Below are 12,782 nucleotides of genomic sequence, written 5' to 3'. Positions count from 1 at the left end.
CGTCTTATACTCCCAGGGACTTTTTGTAGCGGCCTTCGACCATGCGGTTCCAGCTCAGCATGATCAGCAGATTGACCAACAGCAGCACCACCGCGATGGTCGCGCCCATGGGCCAGTTGAGTTCCGAGAGGTATTGGTCGTAGACCACCGTGGCAACCATCTTCAGCCGGCGCCCGCCCAGCAGGCCGGGGATCGCGAAGGAGCTGGCGGCCAGGCCGAACACGATCAGGGTGCCGGACAGCACGCCGGGCATGACCTGCGGCAACACGATCTTGCGCATCACCGTGGCCTGGCTGGCACCCAGGGACAGCGCCGCCTGTTCCGCCGACGGGTCGAGCTTTTGCAGGGAAGTCCACACCGGGATGATCATGAACGGCAGCATCACGTGCACCAGCGCGATGATCACCGCGAACGAGGTGTACAGCAGCTTCACCGGCTTGCCGCCGAGGGCCTGGATCACCTGGTTCACCAGGCCATCGGCACCCAGCAGCAGGCTCCAGCCGAACGCCCGCACCACCACTGAAATCAGCAGCGGGGTGAGGATCAGGATCAGGAAGATCGAGCGCCACGGCGTGCCCATGCGGCTGAGGATATAGGCCTCGGGCACCCCGATCACCACGCACAGCAAGGTCACCAGGGCGCTGATCCAGAAGGTGCGCCAGAAGATTTCGTAGAAGTACGAATCGCTGAACAGCGACAGGTAGTGGGCGAAGGTCCACTCATCGGCCTTCACCCCGACCTGGTAATCGAACACGTTGAACGACAGCACCAGCGTCAGGCCCAGGGGCAGAATCAGCAGCCCGAAAAACAGCAGCAGCGCCGGCAACGACAACAGGTAGCCACGGCTCATGGATGCACCTCATCGGCCGCCAGCACCCGCAGCAGGCTCGACTCCCAATCCAGGCCCACCGCCGCGCCGCAACCCAGCGGCGCGCTGCCGTCGTTGCGCCGCACCACGGTCAACTCGCCGATCTCGGTGTTGATGCGGTACAGCCATTGGCTGCCGAAGAAATAGCTGTCGAGAATCTTGCCTTGCAGGCGACCGCTGCCCGGAGCCACCAGGTCGATCTTTTCCGGGCGCAGGCTCAGGGTCAGCTCGCCGTTGCCGGGCGCGAAGCGTACTTGCGGCGCGCCGAGTTGATCGAAGTCGCCAGTCAGCAGATTGGCCTTGCCGACAAAGTCGGAGATAAACCGCGTGCGTGGGTGTTCGTAGAGTTTGTACGGCGCGTCGATCTGCGTGACGCGCCCGGCCTCCATTACCACCACCCGGTCACTGATGGACAGCGCTTCGGCCTGGTCGTGGGTGACCATCAAGGTGGTGATCCCGACTTCGCACTGGATGCGGCGGATTTCGAACTGCATCTCCTCGCGCAGGTTGGCGTCGAGGTTCGACAGCGGCTCGTCCAGCAGCAACACCGGCGGCTCGATCACCAGGGCGCGGGCCAGGGCCACGCGCTGGCGCTGGCCGCCGGAGAGTTCCCGCGGGTAGCGCGCGGCGTGGGGCGCCAGGCGTACCAGTTCCAGCACGGTCTTGACGCGGCTGGCGATCTCGCTGGCGGGCACTTTGCGCATCTTCAAGCCGAAGGCCACGTTGTCGGCCACGCTCATGTGGGGGAAGAGGGCGTAGCTCTGGAACACCACGCCCAGGCCGCGGCTGGCGGGTTTGGCGTGGGTGATGTCGCGACCGTCGAGGAGGATCTGGCCACTGGTGACGTCGACGAAGCCGGCGATCATTTGCAAGGTGGTGGTCTTGCCACAGCCCGAGGGGCCGAGCAGGGACACGAATTCGCCTTTTTCCACCGCAAGATCAGTGGCGACCACCGCGTCGACGGCGCCGTAGCGTTTGCTCAAGGCGATGAGTTGGAGAAAAGCCATGTCTGCGTTCCACCTTTTTTGAGTCGCGTCGAAACGCGCTTTTTTGTTTTGGGCAGATGCGAAAAGGGTGTTGCGGGTGCGTTGGCGCTCGATCTTGAGTCGGCTGCCGTTAGTTGTTCATTTCGCCCCTGTGGACGCAGATTAGGGCGAAAGACTAGGATGGCGGAAGATAGAATTTCACTGGATAGAGTACTTTTTTCAGTTTCATTCACTGATCAGAATTTTGTGCGAGATATCGGCTTATGGATTCCACTGAGCGGAATGAAAGTGTCAAAGAAGTCGGCGCCGGTGGCGTCTCACGCTTGTTCGCGCTGCTGCGTATCCTGGGGGCAGCGCCGGACGGTGGGGAGCGGGTGACGCAACTGGCCCAGCAGGTGGGGTTGTCGCAACCCACCACTCACCGCTTGCTGCGCAGCCTGATGGACGAGGGCATGGTGGAGCAGGATGCGCGCAGCAAGCGTTATCGGCTGAGCCTGGAGTTCTTTGCGCTGGCGGCGAATGCAGGGAACACCGGCAACCTGCGGGACCTGGTGCGGCCGAGCATGTTGCGCCTCAGTGCATCGTTGGGGGATTCGTTGTTCCTGCTGGCGCGTAGCGGGTTTGATGCGATCTGCCTGGACCGTAGTGAAGGGCCGTATCCGATCCGCACGTTTACGGGGGACATTGGCGGGCGCGTGGCTTTGGGCGTGGGGCAGGGCAGTTTGGCGATCCTGGCGTTCCTGCCGGAGGAAGAGCGGGAGACGGTGATTCGCTACAACTTGCCGCGGCTCAAGGATTTTCACCTGTACGACGAGGTGTTTTTGCGTTCGGAGGTGGAGAGTGTGCGGCGGTTGGGGTATGCGGCGCGTAATACCGGGGTGCTGGAAGGTATGGCCGGGTTGGCGGTGCCGATCCTGGACCGCAATGGGCATGCGGTGGCGGCGTTGAGTGTGGCGACCATCAGCGACCGGTTGGGGCCGGGGCGGTTGCCCACGGTGGTGGAGTTGTTGAAGCGCGAGGCGGCGGCGATCGGGCCGAGGATTAATCCGTTTGATCCGACGTTGCGGCGGCCTTCGCAGATCTTTGGTGGGTAGCTGAGATTAAATGGGGGGCTGACTACATATCCGTTCCTGCGGTAACGGCTGCTTAGGGTTTCGCTCTTGGGGCAGTCAGATCAAGATCAAAATCAACAGCACGGCGGCCTGAAAGCCGACCTGAGTGTTAAAAGCAAGATCCAGAGCGAAAGCAGAGCTGCTTTTCTGTGGGAGCTGGCTTGCCTGCGATGCAGACAACTCGATACATCAGATACACCGAGGCGATGCCATCGCAGGCAAGCCAGCTCCCACAGTTGACCGTGCCCGCTGTAAGAGCGGAACCAATAGTGGCCGTTACCTAAATAATGGATATGTACTCAGCCCAGCACACCCCCAACAGAGCCCTCAGCTCCCACCTTAGAGAGCCGCCATCGTTTGAGAACGCGTCGGACTCATCGCCGCCATCGCCACCGAAGTCGCCGCCGTGCGCGTCTCCACCCCCAACTTCACATACACATGCTCCAGGTGCTTGTTCACCGTCCTCGGGCTCAACCCGAGAATGTCGCCAATATCCCGATTGGTCTTGCCACACGCCACCCAGCGCAGCACTTCCACTTCCCGTTCCGTCAGATGAAACCGCGCCGACAACAGCTTATGCGCCGGCTCATCCTCAAGGGTGATCACACTAGGCTGCGTCGCCGCCCGCGCCGACAACAAAATCCGCGATGTGCGCAAATGCGCCGCCACCCGCGCCAGCACTTCATCGGTCTGGATCGGCTTGGTCACGTAATCACTGCCACCCACCTCAAACCCCTGCACCACATGCTTGCTGTCGGTCAGCCCGGTCATGAACACCACCGGAATGTCCGCACTGGCCGGTTGCGCCTTGAGCCGGCGGCAGGTTTCAAAACCGTCCAGCCCAGGCATCACCGCATCCAGCAGGATCAAATCCGGGCGCCGGCGTTGTACGCGGTTCAGGGCGCTGAGGCCGTCCAGCGCCACCAGCACCATGTAGCCGGCGTCGTCCAGGGCGTCGGAGAGCATCGCCAGGTTGTCCGGGGTGTCGTCCACAATCAGCACCACGCCGGGCTCAGCGCTGCGGGTCAAGGCATTCATCTTCGGCCTCCTTCAGGATTCGGTTGAGTTCTTCCAGGCGAAAGCTTTTCAGCAGCGCCCGGAGCTTGTTGATGAATGGCGCGGTGCCTGGGCTTTGCAGCAGGATCGCGTCGAGTTTTTCATGCAGGCCGCGCACGTAGCCGATGGCGCTCAGTTCGGCGAGCACGGCGAGGTCTTCGGCGTTGGGCAGCACGCCCGGTGTGGCGACCGGCGCGGCAATCGGTGTTCGGCGGCGCAGCCATTGCAAATCCAGGTGCAGTTGCAGGCGCCCGAGCAATTCCGGGGTGCGCACCGGCTTGGCCAGGTAGTCGTTGCAGGCGCCGGCAATGCTGCGTTCACGGTCGTCGGTGAAGGCATTGGCCGAGATCACAATGATCGGCGCGGTGGACAGCGCGTTGCGCCGGATCATCCGGCTGGTGGCCCAGCCGTCCATGGTCGGCATCGACAGGTCCATCAGGATCAGGTCCGGCGACAGCAGCGCTACCTGGCGGATCGCTTCCTGGCCGTTGCTGGCCTGGGACACCTCGAAACCCAGAGGCGTGAGCATGCCGCTGAGTACCTTGCGGTGGTCCACATGGTCATCCACCACCAGGATGCGCCGCCGTTCGCCGTGGTAGCCGATGATGTCGTGCTCCACATGCACCACGGCCTGGGGCACCCGGACCTGGGACAGGAACAGCCGCACCTGGAAGCAGGTGCCCTTGTCCAGTTCGCTGACCACCCGCAATTCGCCGCCCATCAGCGAGGTAAGCATGCGCGTGATGGTCAGGCCGAGGCCCACGCCCTTGTCCTGGCGCATCAGGTCGCCGCGTTCGAACGGCTGGAAAATCCGCTCGATCTGCTCGGGGTCAATGCCGATGCCGGTGTCGATAATCTCGAAGTTGGCGGTCTCGCGCATATAGCTGACCCGCAGGCGCACCTCGCCGCTGTCGGTGAAGTTGATCGCGTTGCCCAGCAGGTTGATCAGGATCTGCCGCACACGCTTTTCATCACCGCGAACCACGGCGGGGATCTTGCCCACGCAGTCCAGGCGAAAGCGCAGACCCTTGTCTTCGGCCTGGGGGGTGAACATTTGCTCCAGGTCGTGGATCAGCTCCGGGAAGGGAATTTCGGTGAGTTCCAGGCGCAACTTGCCGGCCTCGATCTTGGCCACGTCCAGCAGGCCGTCGATCAGCGACAGCAGGTGCGAGCCGCTGCGCAGGATGGTCGCCAGGGCGTCCTGGTGCTGCTCGGGCATGGCGCTGTCGCGCTGCAGAATCTGGGTGAAGCCGAGGATGCTGTTGAGCGGTGTGCGCAGCTCGTGGGACAGCCCGGTGACGTAGCGACTCTTGGCCGCGTTCGCCGCTTCCGAGGCCTCCTTGGCCTGTTGCAGGGCCTGGTCGGTGAGGCTGTGGGCGGCGATCTCCTGCATCAGCAGCGAGGTTTGCCGGTCGGACTCTTCCTGGGCGACGCGCCGGCTTTCACGGGTCAGCACCACCCACCAGGCGAGCACGGCAGCCAGCACCGAGAGCGTGAGGAAGGCCTTGAAGAACGCCTGGTACAAGGTTTGCGAATGGGGCAAGCCCTGGGCCGCCTGCGTGTAGATCAGGGCCAGGGCGCCGGCGAGCATCAGTACCAGCGCCAGTAACAAGCCGAGGTAGTGCGCCAGCCGGGTATGCAGGCGCGGCACCAGCGTGGTCGGCAGCAACCAGCGCAATACGCCTTCGAACTGGCTGGCCAGGCGGGCGTGGGGTTTGCAGCGGTCGCCGCAGCGCGCATCCAAGGAACAACACAGCGAGCAGATTGGCGTGCTGTAGGCCGGGCAGAACGCCATGTCGGCGGTTTCAAACGGGTTGCTGCACAGCCCGCAGATCACCAGGCCGGTGCCGGGTTGCGGGTGAATCAACTGCGCCTCGCTGCTGCGCGCAATGTAGTAGCGGCCCTTGGTCAGCCACGCCAGCAGCGGCGCCATGACCAGCGCGGTGCCCAGCGCGACAAACGGTGGCGCCGCCTGGGACAGGGCGCCGAACAGGCCGAAGTGGGCGAGGATCGACAGCAGCGAGGCGATCAGCATCGAGCCGACGCCCACCGGGTTGATGTCGTAGAGGTGCGCGCGCTTGAACTCGATATGTTTGGGCGACAGGCCCAGGGGCTTGTTGATCACCAGGTCCGCCACCAGGGTGCCGATCCAGGCAATCGCGATGTTGGCGTAGAGCCCCAGCACCTGCTCGATCACATCGAACACCCCCAGCTCCATCAGCATCAGCGCGATGGCCACGTTGAACACCAGCCACACCACGCGGCCGGGGTGGCTGTGGGTCACGCGGGCGAAGAAGTTCGACCAGGCCAGGGAGCCGGCGTAGGCGTTGGTCAGGTTGATCTTCATCTGCGAGATGAACACGAACAGCACCATCGCCCCCAAGGCCCATTCGGGAGAGGAGAACACATAGCCGAACGCGACGAGGTACATCTGGGTCGGCTCGGCGGCGCGCTCCATGGGGATTTCATGTTGCAGGGCGAGGAAGGCCAGGAACGCCCCGGCAAACATCTTCAGGGCGCCCGGTACGATCCAGCCGGGCCCGGCGCATAACAGCGCGGCCCACCAGCGCTTGCGGTTGGCCGCGGTTTTTTCCGGGAGGAAGCGCAGGTAGTCCACCTGTTCGCCGATCTGCGTGACCAGCGACAGCGCCACGGTGCAGGCGGCGCAGAACGACAGCAGGTTGAAGTCGCCACCGTCGCTGCTGCGGCCGACAAAGCTGGTCCAGTCGCTGAAGGCCTCGGGGTTTTTCCACAGTACGAAGCCGTAAGGCAGCACCAGCAGCACCAGCCACAGCGGTTGGGTCCAGAGTTGCAGGCGGCTGATCAGGGTCACCCCGTACGCCACCAGCGGGATCACCAGCAGCGAGCAGATCACATAGGCGATGGCCAGCGGGATATGGAAATACAGCTCCAGGGCCAGGGCCATGATCGCCGCTTCGAGGGCGAAGAACAGGAAGGTGAAGCTGGCGTAGATCAGCGAGGTGATGGTGGAACCGATATAGCCGAAGCCCGCGCCGCGGGTCAGCAGGTCCATGTCCACGCCATAGCGGGCGGCGTAGTAGCTGATGGGCAGGCCGGTGAGGAAGATCACCAGGCTGATGGCGAGGATCGCCCAGAAGGTGTTGGTGAAGCCGTAGCTCAAGGCCAATACGCCGCCGATGGCTTCCAGCGCGAGGAACGACACGGCGCCGAGGGCGGTGTTGGCGATGCGCAGTTCCGACCATTTGCGGAAGGATTTGGGGGTGTAGCGCAGGGCGTAGTCTTCCATGGTCTCGTCGGCGACCCAGGAATTGTAGTCGCGGCGGATCTTGACGATGCGCTGGGTGCCGGGGAGGGGATGCACGGTGGGTGGCTCCAGGAAGTGGGCAATGTGGGTCAGCAAGTTCCGTGCCCCGATTCAAAATGTGGGAGCTGGCTTGTGTGTGAGCCGGGCTTGCCCGCGATGCAGGCACCTCGGTGTACCTGAAGAACCGAGTTGTCTGCATCGCGGGCAAGCCCGGCTCCCACAGAAAGCCAGCTCCTGCATTGATCGGTAGTGTTTGGGCGGGCGGGATCCTGCTCGAAAATGGTGCGCAACGGCATACGTCAAATGACGTACTCCGTTACGTCAGGCTGCGTATACCCGCCGTGGCCACCTGCCGCCATGCTGAACCCCTCATTGCAGAGGAGTCGCCCCATGGAATCACGATTGATCCGCTCCAAACCGTTGTTGGCCTTATCACTGCTGGCGGCGAGTCTGTTCAGCCATGGCGTCATGGCCGATAACGATGGCCTGGCGGTGACGCCTACCGAAGTCACCGTCGGCCAGTTGCACTCGGCCACCGGCACCATGGCGATTTCCGAAACCGGTTCGATCCAGGCCGAACGCCTGGCCATCGAGCAGATCAACGCGTCGGGCGGGATTCTCGGGCGGCAGATCAAGGTGATCCAGGAAGACGGCGCGTCCGACTGGCCGACCTTCGCCGAAAAGGCCAAGAAGCTGCTGGTCAACGACAAGGTGGCCGCCGTGTTCGGCTGCTGGACCTCCGCTTCACGCAAAGCCGTATTGCCGATCTTCGAGAAAGAAAACGGCCTGCTCTACTACCCGACCTTCTATGAAGGCCTGGAACAGTCGAAAAACGTGATCTACACAGGGCAAGAAGCCACCCAGCAAATCCTCGCCAGCCTCGACTGGATCGCCAAGACCAAGGGCGCCAAAACCTTCTACCTGGTGGGCTCGGACTACATCTGGCCGCGCACCTCGATGAAGATCGCGCGCAAGCACATTGAAAACGTCCTGCACGGCACTGTGGTCGGCGAAGACTACTACCCGCTGGGCAACACCCAGTTCGGTTCGCTGATCAACAAGGTCAAGCTGAAAAAACCGGACGTGGTGTTCGCGGCAGTGGTGGGCGGCTCCAACGTGGCCTTCTACAAACAACTCAACGCGGCGGGTGTGAACTCGTCCAAGCAAACCCTGTTGACCCTGTCGGTGACCGAAGACGAACTGCTGGGCATCGGCGGCGAAAACATGGCCGGCTTCTACGCCTCGATGAAGTACTTCCAGAGCCTCGACAACCCGAACAACAAAGCCTTCGTGGAAGCGTTCAAGGCCAAGTACGGCAAGGACGCAGTCATCGGCGACGTGACCCAGGCGGCCTACCTCGGCCCATGGTTGTGGAAAGCGGCGGTGGAGAAGGCCGGCAGTTTCGACGTGGATAAAGTTGTCGCCGCGTCCCCGGGCATCGAGCTGAAAAACGCGCCGGAAGGCTACGTGAAGATCCACGAAAACCATCACCTGTGGAGCAAGTCGCGCATCGGTGAAGTGCAGCCAAACGGGCAGTTCAAGGTGATCTACGAGTCGGATCTGATCGAGCCGAATCCGTTCCCGAAAGGCTACCAATAACCTCGGGTCTGGCATTGAACCAAAGGCTGGAACTGTTTTTGTGTGGGAGCTGGCTTGCCTGCGATGCAGGCGACTCGGTTGTTCAGTTGTACCGAGGGGATGCCATCGCAGGCAAGCCAGCTCCCACATAAAACACAAGCAAAAGCAGATCGCATTTTTCATCCTTCACCTCCCGCTCAGGAGACCATCATCATGGAATGGCTATCGGAATTTGGAGCCATCGCGGCGATGCAGGGGTTCAACGGCTTGTCCGTGTTCTGCGTGCTGTTGCTGATGGCATTGGGACTGGCAATCATCTTCGGCCAGATGGGCGTGATCAACATGGCCCACGGTGAATTCCTGACCATTGGCGCCTACACCACCTACGTCTGTTCCAGCCTCACCGCGCACTTCGCGCCGAGCTTCCAGCCGTATTACTTTTTCGTTGCCATTGCCCTGTCATTCCTCGTCGCCGGTGCGGTTGGCTGGCTGGTGGAATGGGCGATGATCAGCCGCTTGTACAAGCGCCCCCTGGACACCTTGCTCGCCACCTGGGGCTTGTCCCTGGTAATGCAGCAAACCTTCCGCTCGGTGTTCGGCGCCCGTGAAGTGAGCGCCGAACCGCCGGCCTGGCTGATGGGTTCGGTGAACCTCAGCGACGCCATCGAGATCCCGCGCAACGGCCTGTTCATGATGGGCCTGACCGTGCTGCTGACCGGTGCGATCTTCGTCATGCTCTACCGCTCGCGCTGGGGCCTGCAGGTGCGCGCCACCGTGCAAAACCGCCTGATGAGCCGCGCGGTGGGCATCAATACCCGCAAGGTCGACCGCATGACCTTCGCCCTCGGCTGCGGCGTGGCGGGCGTGGCCGGTGCGGCGTTCACCACCATCGGCTCCACCGGGCCGACCGCCGGTTCGCAGTACATCGTCGATACCTTCCTGGTGGTGGTGTTCGGCGGCGCGCAGAGCCTGTTCGGCACCATTGCCTCGGCGTTCGTGATCGCCCAGACCCAATCGCTGTCGGAGTTTTTCCTCAGCGGCTCGATGGCCAAGGTGCTGACGCTGTCGTCGGTAATCCTGATCCTGATGCTGCGCCCGCAAGGGTTGTTCTCCATCAAAGTGCGCAAGTAGAGGCGAACCGATGAAGGCTTTAGACAAGCTGCTGGGCGGCCAGCAAAACCTGATCGGCATCGTGCTGCTCGCGTTGTTGATCCTCGTGGTGTTCCCGCTGACCCTGGATGCCTTCCGGCTGAACATGGTCGGCAAGTACCTGACCTACGCGTTCGTCGCAGTGGGCCTGGTGCTGTGCTGGGGTTATGGCGGGATTCTCAGCCTGGGGCAGGGCGTATTTTTCGGCGTCGGCGGCTACTGCATGGCGATGTTCCTGAAGCTGGAAGCGTCGGACCCGATCAGCACCAAGATCCAGTCCACACCGGGCATTCCGGACTTTATGGACTGGAACCAGATCACCGAACTGCCGTGGCTCTGGCAGCCGTTCCACAGTTTCACCTTCACCTTGTTCGCGGTGATTGCCGTGCCGGTGCTGCTGGCGTTCATCATCGGCATGGCGCTGTTCAAGCGGCGGGTGGGCGATGTGTATTTCTCCATCGTCACCCAGGCGATTGCGCTGATCCTCACGGTGTTGATCGTTGGCCAGCAGGGCCTCACCGGTGGCGTCAACGGCATCACCGACCTCAAGACCCTGCTGGGTTGGGACCTGCGTGGTGACGGCGCGAAGATGATTCTGTACTTCATCAATGCCGGCCTGCTGTTCGGCTGCATTTTCATTGGCCGCTTTATCCTCGCCTCGAAGCTCGGCCGGCTGTTGATGGCCATGCGCGACAAAGAAGAGCGGGTGCGGTTTTCCGGGTATGACGTGGCCAGTTTCAAGATCTTCGTGTTCTGTGTGGCGGCGGCGTTCTCGGCGATTGGCGGGGCGATGTTTGCCTTGCAGGTGGGCTTTATGTCGCCGTCGTTCGTGGGCATCGTGCCGTCCATCGAGATGGTGATCTTTGCCGCGGTGGGCGGGCGCATGTCGCTGCTGGGGGCGGTATATGGGGCGTTGCTGGTGAACTACGGCAAGACCTACTTTTCCGAATCCTTCCCGGAGCTATGGCTGTACCTGATGGGCGGGCTGTTTATCGCCGTGGTCATGTATTTTCCCAACGGCCTGGCCGGGTTGTGGGACAGCCATGGTCGCCAGGCCCTGGCCAAGGTGTTGCGTCGTACGCCGGTGGTGAAAGCCGCCGAGCCTGAGCAGAACAAGCCCAAGGCTGAAGCCAAGATCCTGGAGACACAGCCATGACCGCCGTCGGTTTTGAAATGAAGAAACCGGTGCTGGCCATCGAAGGCCTCACCGTGTCATTCGACGGCTTCAAGGCGGTCGACAACCTCAACCTGTATATCGACCGCAATGAAGTGCGGGTGGTGATCGGCCCCAACGGCGCCGGCAAAACCACGGTGCTGGATTTGATCTGTGGCAAGACCCGCGCCACCAGCGGCAGCATCCAGTTCGACGGGCAGGAACTGACCAAGATGCGCGAATACAACATCGTGCGGGCTGGCGTGGGGCGCAAGTTCCAGAACCCGTCGATCTACGAGAACCTCACGGTGTTTGAGAACCTTGAGATGTCGTATCCGGCCGGGCGCAAGGTGTGGGGTGCGCTGTTTTTCAAGCGCAATGCCCAGGTGATTGCGCGGGTCGAGGAAGTGGCGCGGGAAATCTTTCTCGGCGATTTGTTGCAGCAGCAGGCGGATCTGCTGTCCCACGGGCAAAAGCAGTGGCTGGAGATTGGCATGCTGCTGATGCAAGACCCGGAGTTGCTGATGCTCGATGAGCCGGTGGCCGGGATGAGTGTCAACGAGCGGGCGCAAACCGCCGAGTTGCTCAAGCGCATCAGCCAGGGGCGCTCGGTGCTGGTGATCGAGCATGACATGGAATTCGTCAAGAGCATCGCCCATAAGGTCACGGTGCTGCACCAGGGCAAGGTGCTGGCCGAGGGCAGCATGGAGTCGGTGCAGAGCAATCCGAAAGTCATTGAAGTGTATTTGGGCCACTGAGGAGTCGGGCATGTTCAAGATCGACAAACTGTCGTGCGGATACGGGCAGAGCCAGATTCTTCACGACCTGGAGCTGGATGTGGCGAAGCGTGAGATCGTCGCGGTGATGGGGCGTAACGGGATGGGTAAGACCACGCTGTTCAAGAGCCTGATGGGTATTCTGCCGCAGTGGCAGGGACAGGTGAGTGTGGATGGGCATGATGTGTCTGCGCTGGAAACCCATGAGCGGGTGGAGAGGGGGATTGCTTATGTGCCCCAGGGGCGGATGATTTTTCCCAGCATGAGTGTGTTGGAGAATATTCAGACCGGGTTGCCGGCGGCGGCCCGGGGTAGGGTGCCTGAAGATTTGTATGCGTTGTTTCCGGTGTTGTATGACATGCGTTCGCGTAAGGGGGGTAATTTGTCGGGGGGGCAGCAACAGCAGTTAGCGATTGCCCGGGCGTTGGCGACTAATCCGAAGGTGTTGTTGCTGGATGAGCCGACTGAGGGGATTCAGCCTTCGATCATCAAGGATATTGCTCGTACGCTTAAGGAGATTCGCAATTTGCGGGATTTGACGATTGTTGTTTCTGAGCAGGTGTTGTCGTTCACGCTGGAGATTGCTGATCGGTTTTTGGTGATTGAGAAGGGGAGGTTTGTGATTGAGGAAACTCGGGATCGGGTGGATGAGGCAACTATCAGTCGGTATTTGTCGGTTTGATCTGGCGGGGTACATATCCGTTATTTAGGTAACGGCTACTTATGGTTTCGCTCTTACAGCGAGTCACTTTGCAAAAGCGGCAAAGTAACCAAAACGCTCTGCCCCGCCTGTCGGCGCCTCGCTTAGGCTCGGCGTC

Annotated in this window: 10 protein-coding genes; 6 read left to right on the top strand and 4 right to left on the bottom strand. The window is 61.8% G+C overall.

The window, feature by feature from the left end; translation table 11 throughout:
• Nucleotides 1-4: 4 nt before the first annotated feature.
• Nucleotides 5-850, bottom strand: coding sequence for an ABC transporter permease (locus tag V3W39_RS31900; RefSeq protein WP_177045915.1), 846 nt, complete (start codon nt 848-850; stop codon nt 5-7).
• On the bottom strand, nt 847-1,875 hold the full coding sequence (locus tag V3W39_RS31895) for an ABC transporter ATP-binding protein (protein ID WP_330214061.1): 1,029 nt from the start codon (nt 1,873-1,875) through the stop codon (nt 847-849). Before V3W39_RS31895 ends, V3W39_RS31900 begins: the two co-directional genes overlap by 4 nt.
• 242 nt (nt 1,876-2,117) lie before the next feature.
• Between V3W39_RS31895 and V3W39_RS31890 the strand changes: the two genes are divergently transcribed.
• Nucleotides 2,118-2,948 (top strand): IclR family transcriptional regulator, encoded by an 831-nt coding sequence (locus V3W39_RS31890; RefSeq protein WP_177045919.1) that lies wholly within the window; start codon nt 2,118-2,120, stop codon nt 2,946-2,948.
• 357 nt (nt 2,949-3,305) lie between these two features.
• On the opposite strand, the gene V3W39_RS31885 is transcribed toward V3W39_RS31890, so the two are convergent.
• Together V3W39_RS31885 and V3W39_RS31880 are read right to left on the bottom strand one after the other, a co-directional pair.
• The gene (locus tag V3W39_RS31885; protein ID WP_177045921.1) at nt 3,306-4,004 is read right to left on the bottom strand and encodes a response regulator; all 699 of its coding nucleotides are present in this window, start codon (nt 4,002-4,004) and stop codon (nt 3,306-3,308) included.
• Nucleotides 3,979-7,365 (bottom strand): ATP-binding protein, encoded by a 3,387-nt coding sequence (locus V3W39_RS31880; protein ID WP_177045923.1) that lies wholly within the window; start codon nt 7,363-7,365, stop codon nt 3,979-3,981. The genes V3W39_RS31885 and V3W39_RS31880 overlap by 26 nt, the downstream gene beginning before the upstream one ends.
• A gap of 333 nt (nt 7,366-7,698) precedes the next feature.
• On the opposite strand from V3W39_RS31880, the gene urtA reads away from it, so the two are divergent.
• From urtA to urtE, 5 genes are all read left to right on the top strand, one after another.
• Nucleotides 7,699-8,907 carry an urea ABC transporter substrate-binding protein gene (urtA, locus tag V3W39_RS31875; RefSeq protein WP_330214060.1) on the top strand — a complete coding sequence of 403 codons (1,209 nt, stop codon included), beginning with the start codon at nt 7,699-7,701 and terminating at the stop codon, nt 8,905-8,907.
• Between the two features lie 192 nt (nt 8,908-9,099).
• Nucleotides 9,100-10,017, top strand: coding sequence for an urea ABC transporter permease subunit UrtB (urtB, locus tag V3W39_RS31870; protein WP_177010127.1), 918 nt, complete (start codon nt 9,100-9,102; stop codon nt 10,015-10,017).
• Nucleotides 10,018-10,027: 10 nt separating this feature from the next.
• Nucleotides 10,028-11,191 carry an urea ABC transporter permease subunit UrtC gene (gene urtC / locus V3W39_RS31865; RefSeq protein ID WP_177045925.1) on the top strand — a complete coding sequence of 388 codons (1,164 nt, stop codon included), beginning with the start codon at nt 10,028-10,030 and terminating at the stop codon, nt 11,189-11,191.
• The gene (gene urtD / locus V3W39_RS31860) at nt 11,188-11,946 is read left to right on the top strand and encodes an urea ABC transporter ATP-binding protein UrtD (RefSeq protein WP_003218258.1); all 759 of its coding nucleotides are present in this window, start codon (nt 11,188-11,190) and stop codon (nt 11,944-11,946) included. The genes urtC and urtD overlap by 4 nt, the downstream gene beginning before the upstream one ends.
• 10 nt (nt 11,947-11,956) lie before the next feature.
• Nucleotides 11,957-12,646, top strand: a complete 690-nt coding sequence (urtE, locus tag V3W39_RS31855; RefSeq protein WP_008430563.1) for an urea ABC transporter ATP-binding subunit UrtE — start codon at nt 11,957-11,959, stop codon at nt 12,644-12,646.
• Nucleotides 12,647-12,782: the final 136 nt, after the last annotated feature.

Source organism: Pseudomonas sp. Z18(2022) (genome assembly GCF_036346535.1).
In the GTDB taxonomy this organism is placed as follows: Bacteria; Pseudomonadota; Gammaproteobacteria; order Pseudomonadales; family Pseudomonadaceae; genus Aquipseudomonas; species Aquipseudomonas yamanorum_A.
The sequence above is the reverse complement of the archived record's forward strand: the minus strand, read 5'-3'. Positions and strand labels throughout refer to the sequence as shown.